Annotated in this window: 24 protein-coding genes; 3 read left to right on the top strand and 21 right to left on the bottom strand. The window is 47.4% G+C overall.

From position 1 onward, the window contains the following. Positions 1 to 56: 56 nt before the first annotated feature. A complete protein-coding gene (gene dpsA, locus H9J30_RS02870) occupies positions 57 to 524 on the bottom strand; it encodes a Dps family protein (protein WP_240129585.1) in 468 nt (155 codons plus the stop codon). A gap of 216 nt (positions 525 to 740) precedes the next feature. On the opposite strand from dpsA, the gene H9J30_RS02865 reads away from it, so the two are divergent. Both H9J30_RS02865 and rimI read left to right on the top strand, forming a co-directional pair. Further along, positions 741 to 1091, top strand: coding sequence for a DNA polymerase III subunit psi (locus H9J30_RS02865; protein ID WP_240129584.1), 351 nt, complete (start codon positions 741 to 743; stop codon positions 1089 to 1091). A 70-nt stretch (positions 1092 to 1161) separates the two neighbouring features. After that, positions 1162 to 1614 carry a ribosomal protein S18-alanine N-acetyltransferase gene (gene rimI / locus H9J30_RS02860; protein ID WP_427915897.1) on the top strand — a complete coding sequence of 151 codons (453 nt, stop codon included), beginning with the start codon at positions 1162 to 1164 and terminating at the stop codon, positions 1612 to 1614. Between the two features lie 70 nt (positions 1615 to 1684). Here rimI and lipA read toward each other — a convergent pair whose 3' ends face one another. From lipA to leuS, 14 genes are all read right to left on the bottom strand, one after another. Further along, a complete protein-coding gene (lipA, locus tag H9J30_RS02855; RefSeq protein WP_240129583.1) occupies positions 1685 to 2650 on the bottom strand; it encodes a lipoyl synthase in 966 nt (321 codons plus the stop codon). Then, positions 2647 to 3300 carry a lipoyl(octanoyl) transferase LipB gene (gene lipB / locus H9J30_RS02850; protein WP_240129582.1) on the bottom strand — a complete coding sequence of 218 codons (654 nt, stop codon included), beginning with the start codon at positions 3298 to 3300 and terminating at the stop codon, positions 2647 to 2649. The genes lipA and lipB overlap by 4 nt, the downstream gene beginning before the upstream one ends. A gap of 92 nt (positions 3301 to 3392) precedes the next feature. Then, positions 3393 to 3659: a DUF493 family protein YbeD gene (ybeD, locus tag H9J30_RS02845; protein ID WP_011071394.1), complete on the bottom strand. Its 267-nt coding sequence runs from the start codon at positions 3657 to 3659 to the stop codon at positions 3393 to 3395. A gap of 121 nt (positions 3660 to 3780) precedes the next feature. After that, positions 3781 to 4956, bottom strand: a complete 1176-nt coding sequence (locus H9J30_RS02840; protein WP_011071395.1) for a serine hydrolase — start codon at positions 4954 to 4956, stop codon at positions 3781 to 3783. 141 nt (positions 4957 to 5097) lie between these two features. Then, positions 5098 to 5949, bottom strand: coding sequence for a septal ring lytic transglycosylase RlpA family protein (locus H9J30_RS02835; protein ID WP_240129581.1), 852 nt, complete (start codon positions 5947 to 5949; stop codon positions 5098 to 5100). After that, the gene (gene mltB / locus H9J30_RS02830) at positions 5933 to 6997 is read right to left on the bottom strand and encodes a lytic murein transglycosylase B (protein ID WP_240129580.1); all 1065 of its coding nucleotides are present in this window, start codon (positions 6995 to 6997) and stop codon (positions 5933 to 5935) included. Before mltB ends, H9J30_RS02835 begins: the two co-directional genes overlap by 17 nt. A gap of 16 nt (positions 6998 to 7013) precedes the next feature. After that, entirely contained in the window at positions 7014 to 8117 is a 1104-nt protein-coding gene (gene rodA, locus H9J30_RS02825) for a rod shape-determining protein RodA (RefSeq protein ID WP_240129579.1), read from the bottom strand. After that, positions 8114 to 9970: a penicillin-binding protein 2 gene (gene mrdA, locus H9J30_RS02820; protein ID WP_240129578.1), complete on the bottom strand. Its 1857-nt coding sequence runs from the start codon at positions 9968 to 9970 to the stop codon at positions 8114 to 8116. Before mrdA ends, rodA begins: the two co-directional genes overlap by 4 nt. 60 nt (positions 9971 to 10030) lie before the next feature. Continuing rightward, the gene (gene rlmH / locus H9J30_RS02815) at positions 10031 to 10501 is read right to left on the bottom strand and encodes a 23S rRNA (pseudouridine(1915)-N(3))-methyltransferase RlmH (RefSeq protein WP_240129577.1); all 471 of its coding nucleotides are present in this window, start codon (positions 10499 to 10501) and stop codon (positions 10031 to 10033) included. After that, positions 10501 to 10830, bottom strand: a complete 330-nt coding sequence (gene rsfS, locus H9J30_RS02810) for a ribosome silencing factor (protein WP_011071401.1) — start codon at positions 10828 to 10830, stop codon at positions 10501 to 10503. Before rsfS ends, rlmH begins: the two co-directional genes overlap by 1 nt. 117 nt (positions 10831 to 10947) lie before the next feature. After that, a complete protein-coding gene (nadD, locus tag H9J30_RS02805; protein WP_240129576.1) occupies positions 10948 to 11586 on the bottom strand; it encodes a nicotinate-nucleotide adenylyltransferase in 639 nt (212 codons plus the stop codon). Between the two features lie 12 nt (positions 11587 to 11598). Further along, a complete protein-coding gene (gene holA / locus H9J30_RS02800) occupies positions 11599 to 12630 on the bottom strand; it encodes a DNA polymerase III subunit delta (RefSeq protein WP_240129575.1) in 1032 nt (343 codons plus the stop codon). 52 nt (positions 12631 to 12682) lie between these two features. Beyond that, a complete protein-coding gene (locus H9J30_RS02795) occupies positions 12683 to 13177 on the bottom strand; it encodes an LPS-assembly lipoprotein LptE (protein WP_011621788.1) in 495 nt (164 codons plus the stop codon). Between the two features lie 59 nt (positions 13178 to 13236). After that, positions 13237 to 15816 (bottom strand): leucine--tRNA ligase, encoded by a 2580-nt coding sequence (gene leuS / locus H9J30_RS02790; RefSeq protein WP_240129574.1) that lies wholly within the window; start codon positions 15814 to 15816, stop codon positions 13237 to 13239. Between the two features lie 121 nt (positions 15817 to 15937). On the opposite strand from leuS, the gene H9J30_RS02785 reads away from it, so the two are divergent. Further along, complete coding sequence (locus H9J30_RS02785) at positions 15938 to 16438, top strand: zinc ribbon-containing protein (RefSeq protein WP_011071406.1); 501 nt, start codon at positions 15938 to 15940, stop codon at positions 16436 to 16438. Positions 16439 to 16495: 57 nt separating this feature from the next. On the opposite strand, the gene H9J30_RS02780 is transcribed toward H9J30_RS02785, so the two are convergent. From H9J30_RS02780 to miaB, 6 genes are all read right to left on the bottom strand, one after another. Then, the gene (locus H9J30_RS02780) at positions 16496 to 16987 is read right to left on the bottom strand and encodes a type II secretion system protein (protein WP_240129573.1); all 492 of its coding nucleotides are present in this window, start codon (positions 16985 to 16987) and stop codon (positions 16496 to 16498) included. 11 nt (positions 16988 to 16998) lie between these two features. Next, the gene (lnt, locus tag H9J30_RS02775) at positions 16999 to 18555 is read right to left on the bottom strand and encodes an apolipoprotein N-acyltransferase (RefSeq protein WP_240129572.1); all 1557 of its coding nucleotides are present in this window, start codon (positions 18553 to 18555) and stop codon (positions 16999 to 17001) included. A 42-nt stretch (positions 18556 to 18597) separates the two neighbouring features. Next, positions 18598 to 19473 (bottom strand): CNNM family magnesium/cobalt transport protein CorC, encoded by an 876-nt coding sequence (gene corC, locus H9J30_RS02770; protein WP_240129571.1) that lies wholly within the window; start codon positions 19471 to 19473, stop codon positions 18598 to 18600. 39 nt (positions 19474 to 19512) lie between these two features. After that, entirely contained in the window at positions 19513 to 19974 is a 462-nt protein-coding gene (gene ybeY / locus H9J30_RS02765; protein WP_240129570.1) for an rRNA maturation RNase YbeY, read from the bottom strand. Beyond that, positions 19964 to 21052, bottom strand: coding sequence for a PhoH family protein (locus tag H9J30_RS02760; RefSeq protein WP_240129569.1), 1089 nt, complete (start codon positions 21050 to 21052; stop codon positions 19964 to 19966). Before H9J30_RS02760 ends, ybeY begins: the two co-directional genes overlap by 11 nt. Positions 21053 to 21297: 245 nt before the next feature. Then, positions 21298 to 22722, bottom strand: coding sequence for a tRNA (N6-isopentenyl adenosine(37)-C2)-methylthiotransferase MiaB (gene miaB, locus H9J30_RS02755; protein WP_240129568.1), 1425 nt, complete (start codon positions 22720 to 22722; stop codon positions 21298 to 21300). Between the last annotated feature and the right edge of the window lie 17 nt (positions 22723 to 22739).

Here is a 22739-nt window from a genome sequence, read left to right as displayed (position 1 = left end):
AAAATGGCCGAGCATCTGTTGCTCGGCCATTTTGCTTAGGGATGATGAAAGGGAAATTATTCGCTTAATAAGCTACGTAGCATCCAAGCATTTTTTTCATGGATTTGGATACGCTGAGTGAGTAAATCCGCAGTGGCCTCATCATTAGCTTGGCTGACTGAGGGATAAAGGGCACGGGCATTTCTAATCACTACTTCTTGGTCGCTTAACAGTTCACGGATCATGGTTTCAGCTTTAGTGACACCTTGATCTTCACTGATTTCAGTCAACTTGGCATAGGCCGAATAGGAGCCTAATGCCCTTGCGCCTAATGCTCGTACTCGTTCGGCGATTAAATCTACCGCTAAGGCCAGTTCGGTATATTGTTGTTCAAACAATAAGTGCAAGCTGGTGAACATGGGACCTGTGACGTTCCAGTGGAAGCTGTGGGTTTTAAGGTAAAGGCTGTAGCTGTCGGCCAATAACTGATTTAACCCTGCAGCGATTTCTTCTCTATGAGCTTGGTTGATGCCGATGTTAATCATGGAATTCTCCTCCTATTGTCCTACTCAATGGCGTTAGATTACCAGAATAATTAAATGTAAAAAGCGGTTAAAATAGATTTCTTTAATCGGTTATTTAGATTTTAGTCCAATTTGGAGAGTGATTTATTGAAGGATTAACTTGGTGGCATAACATTAATAGCCTATAGCTGGTATCCTTTAGCTCATGTCTGTTTTGAGTGAAAACCCTTTTAACCCATGAATAAATCAGCCTATTTAGCTGCGATGGATATCACATTTTGGCGACTTCGAGATACCAAAGTGCGACCTTATCAAGTGGTTTGGGATGCAGATAATATCCTTCCAGCCGCCGAGCCACTGATTGATACTGTCCTTGGCTTAATTGGGATCAGTAAGGATGACTGTGAGTTCAACACTGAGCCACATAAGGGCAAAACCATAGTTTGGGATTTACGCTGCCATAGGGTTAGACCGAGAGTGGCTTGGTTAGTGTCGGATCCCTTAGCTGAATTACTAACTAGCAGTGAGGCAAAGCGTGCCTTGTGGGAACAGATTTGCCAGTGGCGTGAGCAGCAATTAACGGCCTAATCATCGTGAGTTACCTTTTAATTTGGATTGTCCCGTGAGTCATCAAGTCCTTAAAACCCATAGTGAATCGTTGCAAATTGTGCTTCTGACGCCAACGGATGTGAGTCAAATGGCACGCATTGAAGCGAGTGCCCATTCCCATCCTATGAGTGAGAATAATCTTGCTGATTGTTTTGGGCATTTGTACCGCGTTATAGGATTAATGCAAAGCGATGGCGAGTTACTCGGCTTCGCGATTGTGCAGCAGATTGTCGATGAGGCAACGCTGCTGGATATTTGTTTGCCGCCAGAACAACAAGGGCGAGGGTATGGGCATCTGCTACTCTCGGCGGTTATCGACTGCACTAAGGCTACCAAGGCCGTGGTACTGATGCTAGAGGTTCGCGAATCAAACCTTGCGGCGCGCGCGCTCTATCGGAAGTTGGGCTTTGTCGAAACCGGACGTCGCAAAGGCTATTATCCTTTGGCTGAGGGCAAAGAAGATGCGATTTTGATGGATTTAGCCTTAAGCGAAACGGCATAAGGTTTTCGAAGTAGATGTAAAAAAAAACAGCGCATTAGCGCTGTTTTTTATGGCGTTAATAAAGCGAATGTTACTTCACTTCTTTACCTTGAGCTTGTAGGTCTGCATGGTAGCTTGAGCGCACTAATGGACCACAGGCGGCGTGAGTAAAGCCAAGCTTATCGGCAAGGGCTTTAAGCTCATCGAACTCTGCGGGTGACACGTAACGCTCAACCGGTAGATGGAACTTAGACGGCTGCAGATATTGGCCTAAGGTCAACATTTCGACCTTGTGCTCACGTAAGTCGCGCAGCACTTGAGCGATTTCATCGTTGGTTTCGCCTAGCCCCATCATCAGTCCCGATTTTGTCGGTACATTTGGGTGACGCTCTTTAAAGCGTTTCAGTAGGTCGAGTGACCATTGATAGTTCGCCCCTGGACGCGCCTTGCGGTAATGCATTGGTGCGGTTTCGAGGTTGTGGTTGAACACATCAGGCGGCTCGGTCGACAGAATGTCGAGGGCGGCGTCGATACGGCCACGGAAATCGGGAACTAAGATCTCAATCTTAATTTCGGGATTGAGTTTGCGGATCTCGCGGATACAGTCGGCAAAGTGCTGGGCACCGCCATCACGCAGGTCATCGCGGTCAACCGAGGTAATAACCACGTATTTCAGCTTCATATCGCGAATGGTTTGTGCCAGTTTAACGGGTTCCTGCTCATCAGGCTTGAGTGGACGACCGTGGGCCACATCGCAGAATGGGCAGCGGCGAGTACAAATTGCGCCCAAAATCATAAAGGTCGCGGTGCCGTGGTTAAAACATTCTGCCAAGTTAGGACAGGAAGCTTCTTCACAGACCGAGTGCAGGCCGTTGGCGCGTAACGCTTGCTTAATATCGAGAATGCGTTGGTTTGAAGCGGGCAGTTTAACCCTTAACCAATCGGGTTTGCGTAACATGGTTTCGCGCTCAGAGGGCACGATTTTAACCGGAATGCGCGAGACTTTATCTGCATCTCTTAATTTGACTCCGGGTTGTAAACGTTCAGGCCTATTCATGACGCTGCTAATCCTTGATGATGAACGAGATGTTGGTAGCCCAATAGTTGGCTAAGGGTAATAATGAGTTGGTCGCCGGCTTCTATCACGGTTTGTGGGCCGCCCAGTTCCCTGCATTGCACCATTTCAAGGCCTGCATAACCACAGGGGTTAATACGGCGAAACGGCGCCAAATCCATATCGACATTCAGTGCTAGGCCATGGAATGAGCAGCCTTTACGGATCCTAAGACCTAAAGAAGCCACTTTGCGCTCATCCACATACACACCTGGTGCATCGGCCTTGGCGTAGGCATTGATAGCGTATTTGGCGAGCATATCGATGATGCTTTGCTCGATATACGTCACGAGCTGACGTACACCAATCTTACTGCGTTTAATATCGAGGAGTGGGTAGACAACTAATTGTCCCGGCCCGTGATAAGTCACTTGGCCGCCACGATCTACTTGGATCACGGGAATATCGCCCGGATTCAAAATATGTTCGCTTTTACCGGCTTGGCCTTGGGTAAACACAGGTGGATGTTCAACGATCCACAGCTCGTCTGGGCTATCGTTGTTACGAGTGTCAGTGTAATGCTGCATCGCATGCCACACTGACTCGTAATCCTGTTGTCCCAGATGCCGAATATGCAAAGTGGTGTCTTGCAAGGGCAACCTCTCCCCTAGAATTGAGTGGCGCTATTATACGCCTCTTGGCCATAAATGTAAGATAGATCACACTTTGTGGCGCTGAGGAATATTTATAGTACGCGGCGTACGCCTTCAATATTGGCAAGCTCTGTGTACAGCGTTTCGATATGATCTTTACTGGTCACAGTGACGCGGATAGTGACTGAATAGTAGCTACCTTTGCTCGAGGCTTTAACTGTTGGTGAATAGTCGCCCGGTGCGTGTTTTTGCACTACCGCAACCACTCTGTCCGTTAAGGTTTCATGGGCATCACCAACCACTTTGAAGGGAAAGGCGCAGGGGAACTCCATCAGTTCATCAAATTTCGTGTTTAACATCGTTGTGCTCTATAACCAGTTTAATAGGAACTATATGGTGGCGATTATACCCGATTCAAGGGTGATACTCCCCCAAAAACAACAAAGCCACCCGAAGGTGGCTTAGTTTTTGTGAGCCGGATTAGCTAAACCAACCAGAAAACAGTTGCTTAAAGTAATCGACTAATTTACTGAACCAGCTGCCTTCGTTGACTTCTTGTAAGGTGACCAGTGGGAATTGCGCAATATCTTTACCATCTAACTGGAAGTATAAGCGGCCCACGGTTTCGCCTTTTTTCAGCGGCGCATCGAGTGGCTTAGTCAGCTCGAAGTTTGCTTTCAAGTCTTTTGCGCGGCCACGGCTGACGGTGATTGGTGTATCGGTAGCGACACCTAAATCCACTGTGCTTTTATCGCCGTACCAAATTTGTTGGGTAACGAAGCTGTCACCAGCCTTGTATGGAGTAACCGTTTCGAAGAAGCGGAAACCATAGGTGAGCAGTTTTTTACTTTCTGCTTTACGGGCGGCTTCACTTTGAGTACCCATAACAACCGAAATTAAACGCATACCGTCTTTTGTGGCTGACGCGACTAAGTTATAACCCGCGCCAGAGGTGTGACCGGTTTTGATACCGTCCACATTCATGCTGTTATCCCACAAAAGGCCGTTGCGGTTATATTGCTTGATACCATTGAAGGTATAGTATTTTTCGCTGTAGATACGATATTCTTCAGGTACGTCGCGGATCAGTGCCGCACCTAAAAGCGCCATATCATAGGCGGTCGTTTTGTGGTTTTCTGAATCAAGTCCGTGGGAGTTTTCAAAATAGCTATCACGCATTCCTAGCTGTTTTGACCATGAGTTCATCATGTCGACGAAAGCGCCTTCGGTGCCTGCGATATGTTCCGCCATCGCCACACAGGCATCGTTACCTGATTGGATGATGATGCCGCGGTTTAAATCGGATACTTTTACGGTTTTACCCACTTCGATGAACATTTTTGATGAGTCAGAGAAGTTTTTTGACCAAGCATTTTTACTGATGGTGACATCATCATCGGGGGAGACATTACCGGCTTTGATTTCCTGACCAATGACATAACTGGTCATCATTTTGGTTAAGCTAGCAGGGTTTAAGCTTTCGTAGGCATTTTCTTCGGCAATGATTTGGCCTGAATAATAATCCATCAAGACGTAAGCCTTGGCGGCAACGGTTGGTGCATCAGGGGTAACAATCGGCTGCGCAGCATAAACAGGAAGAGAAACACTCGAAATTAGCAGCAATGTCTTAATGGGACTTTTTACAAAATTCATCATTAACTTAGCACGTCTTTTTGGTTGTATTGAAAGAAAAGGCAAAATAGTTTCGCGAGTATATCACTCTTCGACAAAGGTTTTCAGTGAAGGTTCCTTCATCTGTGGTATTTTTAAGCTAAATCGACATCATAATGTGAGCGGTCACTTCTCCGAAACGATATAACCTGCGGGGTAACCGTCTTGCTTCACTTTAATCAGTAATCTATCGGCAAGCTCTGCTTGACCGATTGGACCGAGCTGTAGTCTAAACATATTGTTTGCCGGTTGTACACGGGTCTTGACCTGATATTTCTTTTCTAGATCTTTAGCCATTTTATGGAGTCGCTGTTTATCCTTAGAGGCCACTAACTGGATGTAGTGGTTGCCTGAGGATTGAACACTGGCAATAGCTGACTGGGTTGCCGCTTTACTGCCTATATAGATGACATCCAATTTAATCCGAGCCGTTCCGGTGCCTAACATACCGAGTTTGTAAGCTGCAGCATAGGACAAGTCTAATATCCGCTCCGAATGGAAGGGGCCGCGATCGTTAATGCGGATAATCACTTGCTTATTGTTATCTAAGTTGGTGACTCGGGCATAGCTTGGTAGTGGTAAGGTTTTATGGGCTCCAGACATGCCGTACATATCGTAGGGCTCACCATTGGACGTCTCATAGCCATGAAATTTCTCACCGTACCATGAGGCTCGGCCTGTTTCGGAGAATCCTTCGCCTGAATTTAATACCGTATAGGACTCACCATAAACCGTATAGGGCTTATTACCGCGGCGGCTATAGGGTTCATATTTGGGCGTCGCATTCGGTACATGATCCACATTGGGTGGATTAAGGGGCATCTTATCGTTTTTAAGTGAATAGCGACCCTTGTTAGGTTCCATGTTCTTATTCTTATTACTGGCAGATGCAGAGGCTGAATTAGAACTCGAGCAGGCCGCTAATACAAAACAGCAACTGAGCATCAAGAGCGGTAAAATATTATTTTTTAGCGTCATGTTGTTGCTTCAGTTGTTGGCTAAATTGATATACAGCCATTGAATACAAAGGACTACGGTTGTAACGGGTGATCACATAAAAGTTATTTAACCCTAGCCAGTAATCTTTACTACCCACTTGTTCAAGTTCGATAAGCATGGCTTTTTGTGAGGCATCTAAATCTCGCGCTTTTGCCAAGGCTAAGCTGGGGGAGAGGATATTTGAGACCTTGTAGTGTAACTTTTCACCTGCCCATACTTTCACTTTAGGAGCCGTTGGGCTGCTATTGACTAAAGGTAAGGCTACTGGCGCATGCAACTGCCAACCATGTTCATGGAAGTAATTGGCAACACTGCCAATGGCATCTTCAGGGCTTTTGAGTAAATCACGGTTACCGCTGCCATCAAAATCTACGGCATAGTGGCGGTAGCTTGACGGAATAAACTGCCCGAAACCCATTGCGCCCGCATAGGAGCCTTTGAGGCTATCGATATCTAAATGTTCCTCTTTAACCAGTTTCATTAACTCGCCAAATTCCTTGCGGAAAAAGGTGGCTCTCGGCTCGTAATAAAACCCTAAGGTATAGAGTGCATCAATAACTGGGTAGTTACCTGTGTATTGCCCATAAAAAGTTTCAATACCGATAATGGCGACAATAATTTGCGGCTCAACTTGGTACTTTGACGCGGCTTTTGCGATTGCTTTTTCGTGTTTTTTCCAGAAGGCCAGTCCCGCGTCGAGACGTTTTTCAGTTAAGAAAATCGGGTAATACTTATGCCAAGGTTTGGCTTCCCAAGGGCGAGAAATCGCATCAATTACCGCTTGATTGTATTTGGCTTTGGCAAGAAAGGTTTCGACTTCTGCCTTCGTAAAGCCTTGTGCCATTTGCGTTTTGATAAACTCAGCCTTTAAGGCTTCGGGTAACACGGGCGTTGGTGCTGGTGTTGTCACGGCGACACTTGTTGGCTGCGTAGTGTTAACGGGTTCGTTGGCCGTTGAACAGCCAATAAGGTATGAACTGAGGCAAAACACTGCCAATGGAGCTAAATAAGCTCGGAGAATAGGCATTAAAAAGTCCCTAAAATTATCTATCTACAAAACGTCTATGGGTATGAATGCTCATCAGAATGCCAAATCCTGTCATCAATGTCAGCATCGAGGTACCACCATAACTGACAAGGGGCAAAGGTACACCCACCACAGGCAGAATACCTGAAACCATACCAATGTTCACAAAAACATAAACGAAGAAAGTCAATGTGATACTGCCTGCAAGGAGTCTGGCAAAGCTGGTTTGTGCGCGAGAGGCGATGACTAAGCCGCGTCCGATGATGTAAAGATACATGATAAGCAGGATAATGCTGCCAATCAGGCCGAACTCTTCGCCGATCACCGCAAAGATAAAGTCGGTATGACGCTCGGGGATAAATTCTAACTGGGATTGGGTGCCATCGAGCCATCCTTTACCCCAAAGGCCGCCTGAGCCAATGGCGATTTTTGACTGGATAATATGATAACCCGCACCGAGGGGATCTTGCTCTGGATCGAGTAGGGTTAACACTCGAGTTCTTTGGTAATCGTGCATCAAGAAGTACCAGAGAATGGGCAAAAATGCCAATACGGCGGCAATAAAACCGCCGACAATCGCCCAGCTCATCCCTGATAAAAACAGCACGAAAATCCCCGATGCCGCAACCAAAATTGAGGTGCCGAGATCGGGTTGTTTAGCAATTAACAGTGTGGGTATCAGCAGAATAACGCCTGCGCCCGCTAGATAACGCTTTTTAGGTGGCAGAGGGAACTTACTGATATACCAAGCCATAGTGATGGGGAAGGCGAGTTTAATTAGCTCAGATGGCTGAAACTCCATAAAACCTAAGTTTAACCAGCGCTGTGCACCTTTATTGATTTCCCCAAAAAAGTGTACCGCCAGCAGAAGGACTACCCCAGCAAGGTAAATCGGCAGTGCCCAACGTTTTAGTGCTTCAGGATTGATCTGCGCCATCGTAAACATGACGCATAGGGATAAAAATAACCTGAACATTTGGCGTTCCATCATGCCAAGGTCTTCACCACTGGCGGAATAGATGACGAAGAGGCCAAAGCCCATGACGGCAAGGAGGCCGAGCAGTAAAGGCAAGTCGATATGTAATCGTTGCCAGATATTTTGACGTTGATGGGCACTCATGGTGTTGGTTTCCAAGTGTCTCTGAGCATGTATTCATCGAGCATGGCTCGAGCGACAGGGCCTGCGTTTGCCCCACCCCAGCCAGCGTTTTCCATGACGACTGCCAGCACGATTTTAGGATTTTCAAAGGGCGCATAGGCGACAACGAGGGCGTTATCGCGGAAATGCTCGGCAATTTTGTTAGCATCGTATTTGGTGTTTTCTGCGACCCCAATTACCTGCGCCGTACCGGTTTTCATCGCCGCCGTGTAGCTTGCATCGGTGAAGCGGGATTTATGGGCGGTTTGGCGCATGGCTTCGTTGATGATTTTCCAGTTACGCGGATTTTTAAGCTCAATTGGCGGTAACTCGTTAATTGGCGAATCAATTTTGGCCGTATTGTCTTTAATGGATTTCAACAGATGTGGTGGAAAACGACGGCCATTATTGGCGAGAATGGCTGTTGCACTGGCAAGTTGCAATGGTGTTGCTGTCCAGTAACCTTGGCCAATACCGACTGAAATCGTGTCGCCAATATACCAAGCCTGATTGTATTTTAAGCGTTTCCATTCCTTTGAAGGCATGTTTCCCGCCGACTCTTCGAAAATGTCGACACCGGTATTTTGGCCAAAGCCGAATTGCTCCATAAAACGAGCGATAGGGTCGACACCGATTTTGTAGGCCAATTCATAGAAGTAGGTATCGCAGGATTCTACGATAGCACTGTAGACGTTTACCCAGCCATGGCCCCAACGTTTCCAGTCGCGGTATTTACGCTCAACCCCTGGAATTTGCCAAAAGCCAGGATCCCAAATGCGGGTGTGTTCAGTGACGGCTTTTTCATCCAGTCCAAGTAGGGCAATAATGGGTTTGACCGTTGATGCGGGCGCATATTGGCCTTGGGTGGCGCGGTTAATCAGCGGCCGCGATTTATCGTTTAGTAAATCGCTGTAATCTTTGCTGTTAATCCCTTGAACAAACTGATTGGGATCGTAACTAGGGCTGGATACTAAAGCTAAAATCCCGCCATCCCTTGGATCGATAGCAACAATAGAACCTTTATGGCCTTGGAGTAATTCCACGGCTTTTTGCTGCAATTGCAAATCGAGGGTGAGGTAAATATCTTGTCCCGGCTCTGGTGGCACAATTTTAAGGGTGCGGATAGTTCGGCCGCGGTTGTTCACTTCTTCCTCTAAGTGGCCAGGCGTACCGTGCAAGAGTGATTCATAGAACTTTTCAATGCCTTGCTTACCAATATCTTTAGTAGCGGCATAGTTTTTCCACTGATCGTTGCGCTCTAATTGGGCGCGATCTCGGGTGTTGATTTTGCCCACATAACCCAACACATGGGTGAGCTGACTGACATAGGGATAGTTACGTTTTAAACCCGCTTCGACGGTGATCCCAGGAAAACGATGTTGGTTCACGCTAAAAATAGCGACCTGTTCTTCGGTCAGCTGATTTTTTAGGGTTAAGGGCTTAAAGCGGCGGTGAAACTTTAATGCTTCGGTAAAGTTTTCGCGCTCGTCGGGGCTGATCTCAATTAACTTAGCCAATTCGTCCAAGGTTTCAGACATATTGGCAATTTTCTCAGGCACCAAATCGAGGGAATAAAAGGGTTGGTTCTCGGCGAGCAGCACGCCGTTTCTATCATAAATCAAGCCACGGCTAGGGGCGATGGGGACGACCCGAATACGGTTGTCATTCGATCGTGTTGCATAATCTTTATAGGATTCAACCTGAAGATGATAAAGATTAGTCACCAACACGCTAAGGAGGGCGACAACACAACAAAAAGTGAACAGCGCACGGCGCTTAAACAGTGACGCCTCTGCGGCGTGGTCGTGCATGGTTATCCGCTTTTTTGGCGACACTTAGGCTATCTCCAGCTGATCCCATCCGGGTGGTTGACACTCGTTAACATCAAGATCCCGCTATTCTCTGTGATAAGGGTGATTGGTGTTCACGCTCCACGCGCGGTATAAGCTTTCGGCGACCACAATCCGCACGAGCGGGTGGGGCAGGGTCAATGCCGAGAGACACCAACTCTGATGGGCGGCTTCTTTACAAGCGGGGGCTAAACCTTCGGGGCCGCCAACTAGCAAGCTCACATCACGGCCATCGAGTTGCCACTTATTCATGGCGCTCGCGAGTTCTGGGGTTGTCCAGTTTTTGCCGGGAAGATCTAAGGTGACAATGTGATTGCCCTTAGGGATCACCGCTAACATTTGCTCGCCTTCCTTTTGTAGGATGCGCACTATGTCAGCATTTTTTCCGCGTTTGCCTGCAGGGATTTCGATAAGTTCCAGCGCCATATCCCGAGGAAAGCGGCGTTGGTACTCTTCAAAACCGCGGGTGACCCAATCGGGCATCCGTGTCCCCACTGCGATAAGTTGCAACTTCATTAGGCTTGCTTTTCTGACCAGAGCTTTTCAAGCTGGTAGAAATCACGGGTTTGATCTTGCATAACATGCAGGATCACGTTGCCCATATCCACCAATACCCATTCGCTGCTGTCGCGGCCTTCGATACCGATTGGCGGAATGCCTGCGGCTTTCGCTTCGATCACGAGGTTTTCGGCGATAGCTTTAACATGGGTTTTAGATGTACCAGAGCAAATCACCATATAGTCGGTGATGTTAGATTGGTTGCTGACATCGATTACCACGACGTCACGGGCTTTTAAATCGTCGATTTTATCGACAACAAACTGTTTTAATTCGGCGCTCTGCACGCTGATGTACCTCATTCATTTTAAATAGCGCGCTAGTATATCAGTCTTAAGCGGGGGAATACATTCTCTTAGCGATCTTAGCGGCTGAGTTTGTACTCTTAGCGCTTAATTTTCGGCCTAAGAAAAATAAAGCCGTTGTTTTTGAATGTAATTTAAAGTGACAGGCAGGAGGGCATCCCGTGGAATTTCTCCTAAGGCCAATTGTGAGCGGATTTGGGTGGACGAAATATCCTGTGGGCTGATATCGACGGTAAAGATGCGCCCATGTTGTGGCTCGCTTGAATGACTTAACGCATCAAGCGTTGCGTGACGAGCGCTTAGCTCATGCTGCATTGGATGCCCTTCGGCTAAATGCCAGCCTGGGCGCTGACATACCACAATATTGGCTAATTCAAATAGTTGTTGCCATTTATGCCAGCTTTGCAGCTGAATAAAGGAATCCATGCCCATGATAAAAAACAGTTCGTCATCGGGATAAAGCCGACTTAACTGTTTAAGGGTGACGACGGTATAGGATGGGCTGTCGCGTTTAGCTTCGATATCACACAGCTCAAAGCCCGTTAATGCCTCACATACCTGCGCGACCATTTCGAGCCGCTGCGCTGTGGTCGAGTGGGTGGTGTTTTTGTGCGGCGGAATATGATTGGGCATCAGCAGGATTTTATCCAGCTTGAGACTGGCTTTGACTTCCATCGCTGGACGGATATGGCCGTAATGTATGGGATCAAAGGTGCCGCCTAAAATTCCGATACGCATTCAGTCAGTGCCTTAATCTAAGCTGATATGGGCTAGATGACTGTGGGCTTTAGGATCGAATAATAAGCACAGGTGGCTGAGCCCTGTCCAATCTTCATGGCCTAATTGCTTTAAGTTCAATTCCAGCTTGGACGCAAAAGCGAGCATATGTTCGATTTGGGTGAGGCTTAAGCGCTGCAACGCGGTCTGGTACAGCGGTTTACGTTTATCCCAAATCCGATGTTTGCCAAAGAGGCTATTTAAAGGCACGCCTTGGGTCTGTTCACTCTTGAGGCTGAGCAGCAACTGCAGCTCTTTAAACAAAGCCCAGAGTAAAATGGGCATGGCCGTACCCTCACCATTGAGCTGGGCCAGCATATGCTGAGCACTGTCTTGGCGATTATTCAGCAGTGCATCGGTGAGCTGAAACACGGTAAAGCGAGACTGATCTTCAAAGTAATGGCTTAACTCGTCAGCACCGATAGGTTTGCTTGGGCTTAACAGTTGTAGTAACTGCATGGCCTGATTGGCGGCGAGTAAATTCCCTTCGTAGAGGGTGTACAACATAGCGCGCGCATCGGGTTGTAAATTAAGCTTAAAGTGCGCAATGCGTGAGTCGAGCCAACGTCTGAATTGGTCGCCCTCTGGCGTAGTGCAGGGCAAATAAACCCCTAAACCATCCAAGGTTTTGAACCACTTGCTATTGGTCTGCTCGCTGGCGAGTTTTGGGCCTTCGAGGATCAGCAACACATCAGGATTCGGCGTTTGCAGTAACGCTTGTAGCGCCGCTGAACCATCTGCACCGGGTTTTGCGTTGGGGAGTGTTAGCTCAATGATGCGCCGGCTAGAAAACAGGCTCATGGACTGCCATTCCTGGGTCAAGTCACCCCAGTTAAAGCCTGTTTCTTGAATTAACTGAACGCGCTCTTCAAACCCTTGGCGTTTGGCGGCTTGGCGGATCTGATCCTTGGAGGTTTCGAGCAACCAAGGATCATCACCAAAAATCAGGTAACAAGCGTGAAGCGGATTGAGATGGCGTGAGAGTTGATCAGGATAAACACGCATTTAAACCACTCTCCACATTTTATTGCAGTGCCACATTAATTTGGACCCTGCATTAATTTACCTCTGTGCTGGCCATGGATTGCAAAATCCTATCGGCCGCTTGAATACGCATTTCTTTGACTAACAGTTCCATCTCACGGCTTTTCGCCAGTGCGGTGCGAGGGTCGTCTAAGTAATCGCGGCGAATTTCAATCTTGAAAGGCTGTGCCTCTTTGCCCGGCAAGGCCACGGCAAACTCGACGAAATAGATAAGCTCATACTCGGCCACATTGCCCGTAGGGTAAAGTGACAGGGTCGAACGCTCTAAGGAGTCGGTGATGAGCCTTAACACTGGCACATCATTGGCGGCATCGACAATCTTGACGTTGTTCAAACGTAACCGCTCACGCACCAAACGGGTGAGTTCGCTGTATTCGTCCGAGCTGCTCAAACTGAGTTGATTGAGCTGCTCGGGGATTTGGTAGCTACGTTGAAGCTTAAAGCCGCAACCTGCGCTGGTCATAATGACCAGCGCCATGATTGCGAAAGCTAAGCGTTTAATTAGCATAAGTTTTCGCGGTTTCCTGTTTGTCGTGTGGACAGCATCTGTTTATCACATCAACGATGTTAGTTGGCTACGATGCTGAGCAATTTACCGGGTACATAGATAACTTTACGAACCGTAACACCATCTAAGTACTTGATGACTTGCTCGTCCGCCATACCCAGGGCTTCAACTGATGCTTGGTCGGCATCGGCAGCGACTGTGATCTTAGCGCGCACTTTACCGTTCACTTGCACCACGATGAGTTTGCTATCTTCAACCAGTGCAGATTCATCAACAACTGGCCATTGGCTATCTTCGATGCTGTTGGTATTGCCAAGCTCATTCCACAGAGTAAAGCTCACGTGTGGAATGATTGGGTACAGCAAACGCACTACCGCAGATAAGGCTTCGCCGATGATGGCTCGGTCTTGACCTGTAGTTTGTGGGGCTTTTTGCAAGTGGTTCATCAGTTCCATCACCGCGGCAACCGCAGTGTTGAACATCTGACGACGGCCGATATCATCGGTCACTTTAGCAATGGTTTTGTGAACTTCACGGCGCAGCGCTTTTTGCTCGCTTGTTAACTTGCTAACGTCTAACGCTTCGCTGTTGTCTTGAGCCACATATTCACTGGCCAGTTTCCACAGACGTTTGATAAAACGGTGCGCGCCTTCAACGCCAGACTCTTGCCATTCTAGGGTTAATTCTGGTGGTGAGGCGAACATCATAAACAGACGAACTGTGTCGGCACCGTATTTCTCAACCATCACTTGTGGGTCGATACCGTTGTTTTTCGACTTAGACATTTTGCACATACCGGTGTAAACCAGCTCGTTGCCGTCTTTGTCGATAGCCTTAGTAATACGGCCCTTGTCGTCTTTTTCGGTGGTCGCTACATCAAGCGGAGACACCCACACACGGGCACCTTTGTCGTTGGTGTAGTAGAAGGCATCGGCCAACACCATACCCTGAGTCAGCAGTTGTTTGGCTGGCTCATTGGTATTGACTAGACCTGCATCGCGTAACAACTTGTGGAAGAAACGGAAGTAAAGCAAGTGCATACAGGCATGTTCAATACCACCAATATACTGATCCACCGGCAACCAGTAGTTAGCCTTAGTTGGATCCAACATTTGATCAGCCTGTGGACTGCAGTAACGGGCATAATACCAAGAAGATTCCATAAAGGTATCGAAGGTATCGGTTTCGCGTAGCGCGTCTTGACCGTTAACTTGAGTTTTCGCCCATTCTTTATCGGCCTTGATTGGGCTTTGGATACCATCCATCACCACATCTTCTGGCAGAATGACTGGTAGTTGATCTTCTGGCGTTGGGATCACAGTGCCGTCGGCTAAGGTCACCATAGGAATTGGCGCGCCCCAGTAACGCTGACGTGATACACCCCAGTCGCGCAGACGGTAGTTCACTTGGCGTTTGCCTTTACCTTCAGCAACCAATTTGTTGGCGATGGCATTAAAGGCGCCGTCAAAGTCTAAACCATCGAACTCGCCAGAGTTAAACAGAATGCCTTTTTCGGTATAAGCCGCTTCACTGATGTCGACTTCACCATCAACTGGCTTGATTACCGCTTCGATTGGCAGATGGTACTTTTTCGCAAATTCGTAATCGCGTTGGTCGTGACCAGGAACTGACATCACAGCGCCAGTGCCGTAGTTCATTAACACAAAGTTAGCCGCCCAAATGGGCACTTGTTTGCCAGTAATGGGGTGAATGGCGTATAGACCAGTCGCGACACCACGCTTTTCCATGGTCGCGAGTTCGGCTTCTGATGTTGTGCTGTTTTTGCACTCATCGATAAAGGCGGCAAGCTCTGGATTGGTTTGCGCGGCGATTTCAGCTAATGGATGACCTGCGGCAATCGCTACATAGGTTACGCCCATTAACGTATCAGGACGGGTGGTATAAATATCGAATGACTTATCGCTACCAGCAACACCGAAGGTCATTTCGACGCCTTCGCTGCGACCAATCCAGTTGCGCTGCATAGTCTTAACTTGCTCAGGCCAGCCGTCTAAGGTGTCGATATCGTTTAACAGTTCTTCAGCGTAGGCGGTGATTTTAATAAACCACTGTGGGATTTCTTTTTGTTCCACAGGGGTATCACAACGCCAGCAGCAACCGTCTTGTACCTGCTCGTTAGCCAGTACAGTTTCATCGTTAGGACACCAGTTAACAGAAGCTGTCTTCTTATAAACTAAGCCTTTTTCGTAAAGTTTTGTGAAGAACCATTGTTCCCAGCGATAGTATTCTGGGGTGCAAGTGGCGATTTCACGGCTCCAGTCATAGCCAAAACCTAATAGTTTAAGCTGGTTTTTCATGTACTCAATATTTTGATAAGTCCATGGTGCTGGTGCGGTTTTGTTGTTAATGGCGGCGTTTTCTGCAGGCAAACCGAAAGAGTCCCAACCGATAGGTTGCAGCACGTTTTTGCCTTGAAGACGCTGGAAGCGGGCAACGACATCACCTATGGTATAGTTGCGAACGTGTCCCATGTGGAGTCGTCCTGAAGGATACGGGAACATCGAAAGGCAATAAAACTTTTCTTTGTTCGGATCTTCAGTGACTTCAAAGGTTTTGGTGTCGTGCCAGTGCTTTTGCACTAAGGCTTCAATTTCTGAGGGATTATATTGCTCTTGCATCACGCTATTTCCGGCAGTGCCGCCTATTTATTTGATCTAACGCCATATCGACGCGAATAAGATCTGCATAGAATAAACTAGAAGCGATGCATTAAAAAGGTTCTATGAAGGAGTATTGGTTATGAATGATAGAAGTAGTGCGCTACTAGGACTGTATCAAGCCTTAATTAACGAAGTGAAAGCGCAATTTGCGGAAGATAACTCACTGACTGCAAAGAATTTATTTAAGTCTGTCACTCAAGGGAAGGAGTTTTTACGCCTTAAAGAACAAGCAGGAGAAGATGAACTCGCCTTAGTGGAACAATTTTTAAAGCGAGATATTGTCAGTTTTCTACGAGAGCAAAATGCCGATAGCTTAAGCCATAGCCCCACCTTGATTACCCTGGAGAATACGCTCTGGCATTGGCTCAGTGAAATCACTGACCGTAGCCAAGTGGAGTGGCACGAGTTGACGCAAGATTTTAAACACCATGGCTATTATCAGAGTGGTGATATCGTCAGCCAAGGGATTATGGTGTGCACCAATTGCGGCCATGAAATGAGCATTGAGTTTCCCGGTGTCATCCCAGATTGCCCCGAATGTGACCATGAGGAATTTACCCGTGAGGCATTGACGCCTTAATCTTGGGTTTGCGCCAGAGATAAAAAACGACGCTAAGCGTCGTTTTTTATCGGCATATCAACAACCTTGAGCATTGATATCGTAACGTGGTGGTGTATTTGCGTCCGATGCTTGGGTATAGCGAAAATAACATTGGTCATCGTTGACTAGGGTATTGCCATTCAAATCGTAGCCAATATACGTAATATCAATCCCTTGATACTGGATCTTAAGTTTATCGTCTTTGGCGATCCATTTTTCGATATCGGTATTATCTAAATAACCCCATTTGAGGCGGGTTTCGGCAACATTATCACCATCGAGGTCGACGTCAATAATATCATCTCGCCCTGCGACAGCTTGGCTCTGTAAGCTGGGCATTTGGGTTTTGGAATAGGCTAAGGTGTTGGCTGTTTTTACACTGGTTTGGAGTTGCTGCAGACTTTTTTCCCGAGCCTCTTTACTCATACCGATAAATTTAGGTGCCGCAATAACGGCTAAAATTCCCAGCACGATGATAACTATCACGAGTTCGATTAAGGTAAAACCTTGAGTCTGTTTGTTATTCATTTACTTAAACTCTATTGCTGTTTTTGGCGGCGGATAAAACCGACGAGCAGCAAAGCACCGCATAGAATTAACAGCGGAGTTTGGCCTATTTTAGCAAACCATGTTTGGCCAGTGACCAACGGAATAGTGGCACTCAGCACGCCCGTTTCAAATTGAGGCAGTGCAGCTGTGATATTGCCATGCTCATCGACGACCGCGGTGACGCCATTATTGGTGGCGCGCACCAGAGGGCGACCTAACTCAATGGCGCGCATTTGGGCGATCTCCATATGTTGCAAGGGACCATTTGAGGTACCAAACCAAGCATCATTAGAGACAGTTAACAGTAAATCTGTACCGAGATTGACGCTGTCTCGTAGCTGCTCAGGAAAGGCGATTTCATAGCAAATAGCGGGTGCAACTTTATGTCCAAGGGCACTTAGGTTGGGCTGCTGGTAATCACCACGCGCAAAGGAGGACATGGGCAGATTAAAGAATGGCGCAATCGGCCGCAGCAGTGCTTGGAAGGGCACAAATTCGCCAATCGGCAACAGATGGTGTTTCTTAAATTGGTTACTGCCATCGCTTTCATAATCTGGGCTATCTTGTTGTTTCTGGTTATGGTTACCTAGAACAATCAGTGAATTATAAAAGTCTTCCTGTTGACGGCTAATAATCCCAGTAATGATGGAGGTGTGGTTAAGGTTGGCCACTTTATTGGCATTATCCAAAAAGTCTTGCACCATGGATTCTGGTGCAGGAATCGCGGCTTCCGGCCAGACAATAATGTCAGCATCAAAGTGTTCACGGGATAAATCCATGTATTTCAATAGGGTTGGCCAGAGCGCCTCGGGTTCCCATTTCATACTTTGCGGAATATTGCCTTGCACAAGCGCGACTTTTACCGACTCACCTGTATGCTGGATTTGTGACAGCTTTGGGGCAACCCAAGCAGCAACTGCGGTAATAGGCAGTAAAATCAACAGACTTTTGTAGCGCTTGCTAAAACACAAGGCTAATGCGCCAGCGATCATGGCGATGATGAAACTTAATCCTAATGCGCCAATGATACTTGCGAGGGCTTTTAGTGGGCCTTCAGTTTGGGAATAACCTGCCCAAATCCAAGGGAAACCTGTCAGCACCCAGCCTCTGGCCCATTCGCTTAAGGTCCAAAGTGCGGGGAAGAGTAATAGATTACGCCATAACGAGTGGCTATTCGTGCGGGTAAACCACGCTAAGCCTAAACCCGTTAACGCAGGATAAAGCGCTAAATAGAGTGCCAGCAGCGCCATTAACGCGACAGAGGCGGGTAGTGGCAGCCCGCCAAAGGTATCCATACTGACATGCACCCAACTGATCCCAACGGCAAAACAGCCAAAACCAAAGCTTAACCAATGGAAGAAGCTGGCTTTAGGGTTTAAGGATTCACTCTGCCAAAGGGCTAACGCCATGGCGATAGGATAGATAATCCACAGTGAATATGGCGCAAAGGAAAGCGCCGTACTGGCGCCTAAAATAAATGCCAGTACGAGGCGTAACGCACTCAGTCGGGACTTTTGTTGGGCAAAAGCCCGAATGTTAGTTAGCACGGATAATTCTTCTTACACGGAGAGTTATTCTTACGCAGAAAGTTATTCTACGTCTTCACCGATATTGGGATCGGGGAGTTTAACTCTAAGTTGGATTAAGCGTCTGGTATCGGCGTTGATAACTTTAAATTCAATACCTTCGATCATGATGCTCTCATTACGCTCTGGCAAATGGCCAAAGGCATGTGACACCAAGCCACCAACGGTATCAAACTCTTCATCGCTGAAGTGGGTATTGAATTCTTCGTTAAAATCTTCAATAGGCGTAAGTGCCTTCACCATATAGACGGTATTACCGACTTTACGGATTTCGGTGTCTTCAGGGCTATCGTGATCGAATTCGTCTTCAATTTCACCGACGATTTCTTCGAGAATATCTTCAATGGTCACCAGACCGGATACGCCACCGTATTCATCGACGACAATCGCCATGTGGTAACGCTGGGAGCGGAATTCTTTGAGTAACACATCGACGCGTTTGCTCTCTGGCACAACGACAGCCGGGCGGATCACGCGATCAAGGGAGAAAGGTTCTTCACTGTTTGAGAAACCATAAGGGATCAAATCTTTAGCCAGTAAAATGCCTTCGATATGATCTTTGTCTTCGTTAACAACAGGGAAGCGAGAATGGCCTGAACCGATAACGGTTCTCAGCAGTTCTTCAACAGTATTGTCGATTTGAATCGCGACAATCTGAGCTCGTGGGATCATAATGTCCCGAACACGCATATCAGAAACTTCCAATACACCTTTAATCATTTCGCGGGTGTCTTCTGAGATCAGTTCGCGCTGTTCTGCGCCATCAATCACATCGACTAGGTCTTCGCGATTTTGAGGTTCGCCCTGAAACAACTGACTTACTCTGTCAAACCAGCTTTTCTTTTGGGCGTTCGTACTCGGGGGGATATCGTCACTCATAGTTTTCTCATTAACTTTGATGAATGGCATCTTAGTTAATTATTGTTCCTTATATGGGTCAGTAAAACCTAAGCTTTCAATGAGTTGAGTCTCTAATGACTCCATCTCTTCGGCTTCTTCGTCTTCAATGTGATCATAACCTAGCAGATGCAGGCAACCATGTACAACCATGTGTGCCCAATGGGCTTCTAGGGATTTATCTTGTTCACGCGCTTCATTTTCAACGACTGAGGCACAAATGACAAGATCTCCGAGCAGTGGAAGTTCAATTTCTGGCGGCGCTTCAAAGGGAAACGACAATACATTGGTGGGTTTGTCCTTGCCCCTGTAGGTGCTGTTAAGCATTTGGCTTTCACGCGCATCGACGATGCGAATGGTCAGTTCCGCTTGCTCCATACTGTTGCCAATGGCGGTTTTTACCCAGAGAGTTAACTGCTCTTCGCTGGGCAGATAGTCGCTCGTCGTGGCGAATTGCACATCTAAGGCTAAATCAAGACTCATGCTTTAAGGCTTCCTGCTGGATTTGGGGCTGTAGCTGTGATGATGGTTGCGACGCGTTGTGCTGATAGTCGCGGCGCTCTTTCTCGGCCTTTAATGCTTGCTCTTTACGATCAAAAGCTTCATAGGCTTCAACGATGCGAGCGACCACGGGATGACGTACCACATCCTGCGACACAAAAAAGTTAAAGCTGATTTCTTCTACTTGGCTTAATACTTCAATGGCGTGGCGCAGACCGGATTTTATATGCTTTGGTAAGTCGGTCTGGGTGATGTCACCTGTGATGACCGCGCGCGAGTTAAAGCCAATACGGGTTAAGAACATCTTCATCTGTTCAACCGTAGTATTTTGGCTCTCATCCAGAATTATAAAGGCATCGTTTAGTGTGCGACCGCGCATGTAAGCTAGGGGCGCCACTTCGATAACGTTTTTCTCGATTAAGCGTTCGACCTTTTCAAAGCCGAGCATTTCAAACAGCGCATCATAGAGCGGACGCAGATAGGGATCGACCTTCTGGCTTAAATCGCCCGGTAAGAAGCCGAGTTTTTCCCCCGCTTCAACGGCGGGACGAGTGAGCAGAATACGGCGCACTTCTTGACGCTCTAGTGCATCAACTGCGGCGGCAACGGCCAAATAGGTTTTACCCGTGCCCGCAGGACCAATACCAAAGGTGATATCGTGGCGTGTGATATTGGCCACATAGGTACTTTGGTTGGGGTTACGCGGTTTAATGATGCCACGGCGGGTTTTGATAAATAAGGCTTTATCATCACCGCTGTCGTCTTGCTCTAGGGCGATGGCTTCTTGAATAGCCAAATGCACTTGTTCAGGGTCAAGATCGGGCGTACTGCCTTTAACCGTTTGGGTTTCAATATACAGCTGCTTAAGTAAGTTATTGGCACTTAAACAGTGACGTGGTAGTCCGGTAATTTGAAAATGGTTGTTCTTACGGACAATCTCGACGCCAACGCGACGCTCAATCTGTTTGATATTGTCATCGAAGGGACCGCACAGTGAAGCCAAACGGCGGGTTTCTGCGGGTTCGAGATACAGATTCATAGTGGTTAATTTACTGGACAAACAGTACTCCTATTGTCAAATAACAAGCAAATTGTCAAATACCAAGCAAAGTGCTGAGTGAAAAGCCAAGTGCGATGTCAGTTTGCTATCGCAGCCTCTTATCAGAAGATAATCTCAGTGTACGAGCCATCCATCATAATTGCTAACGGAAAATCACCAATTGCAGGTGGTTGTTATGGCCATAAAATAAGAGGGCGACACAGTCGCCCTCTTTATATAGGTGCACGAACCGAAGATTTAAACCCCTAAGGTTTAAATTGAGTTACACCAAGATCATCATCTTGCTTATGCTTCGCCAGAATATCCGATGGGCGCAGGTTACGGCGCAGATCCATTTCGTCTTCACCGCGGATAAATTTACCGCGTAGCGAGTTAGTGTAAACGTCGACAATCTCAACATCCACAAAGGTGCCAATGTGCTTTGGTAAGCCTTCAAAGTTCACCACACGGTTGTTTTCAGTGCGGCCGCGCAGCTCCATGGGGTTTTTCACCGACGGGCCTTCAACCAAAATGCGCTGCACTGTGCCCATCATATGGCGGCTGTAACGCATGGCTTGCTGAGTGATGCGGTCTTGCAGAATCGCCAGACGTTGTTTTTTCTCTTCCATATCAACGTCGTCAGGTAAATCTGCCGCAGGTGTACCTGGGCGTGCGCTATAAATGAAGCTGAAACTGTGGTCGAATGCTACATCTTCAATCAGCTTCATGGTATCAGCGAAGTCTTCTTTGGTTTCACCAGGGAAGCCAATGATAAAGTCGGAGCTGATTTGGATATCTGGGCGAGCTTTACGCAGACGGCGGATGATAGATTTGTACTCAATCGCCATATGGCCGCGTTTCATCGCCGTGAGAATGCGGTCTGAACCTGACTGCACAGGTAAGTGCAAGAAACTCACTAATTCAGGCGTATCTTCGTAAACGTCGATAATATCCTGTGTAAATTCAATTGGATGACTGGTGGTGAAGCGGATGCGATCAATGCCATCAATAGCGGCAACATAGCGTAATAGCTCGGCGAAGGTACAGATACCGCCATCGTGGGTTGCACCACGGTAAGCATTAACGTTTTGACCGAGCAGGTTAACTTCACGTACGCCTTGTTCTGCCAGTTGAGCAATTTCGAGGATGATGTCATCCGATGGACGGCTGACTTCTTCGCCACGGGTGTAAGGCACTACGCAAAACGAACAGTATTTACTACAACCTTCCATGATTGACACAAACGCCGTTGGGCCTTCGGCGCGCGGTTCGGGAAGACGGTCAAATTTTTCGATCTCAGGGAAACTCACGTCGATCACGGCTTTTTCGCCGCGGCGCACTTGTTCGATCATCTCTGGCAGACGGTGAAGTGTTTGTGGGCCAAAAATGATGTCGACACATTGAGCGCGGTCTTTAATCGCTTTGCCTTCTTGGGATGCAACACAACCACCCACACCAATAATCAGGTCGGGATTTTTATCTTTGAGTGTCTTCCAGCGACCTAACTGATGGAACACTTTTTCCTGTGCCTTTTCACGGATAGAACAAGTGTTTAGCAGCAGAATATCTGCTTCTTCTGCTTCTTCAGTTAAGGTGTAACCTTGGTATTCGCCTAACAGATCCGCCATCTTGGATGAGTCGTACTCATTCATTTGACAGCCCCAAGTTTTAATATGGAGTTTTTTGCTCATCAGTTGTGTTGCCCTAA

This window comes from Shewanella cutis (genome assembly GCF_022410515.1).
GTDB lineage: Bacteria > Pseudomonadota > Gammaproteobacteria > Enterobacterales > Shewanellaceae > Shewanella > Shewanella cutis.
The sequence above is the reverse complement of the archived record's forward strand: the minus strand, read 5'-3'. Positions and strand labels throughout refer to the sequence as shown.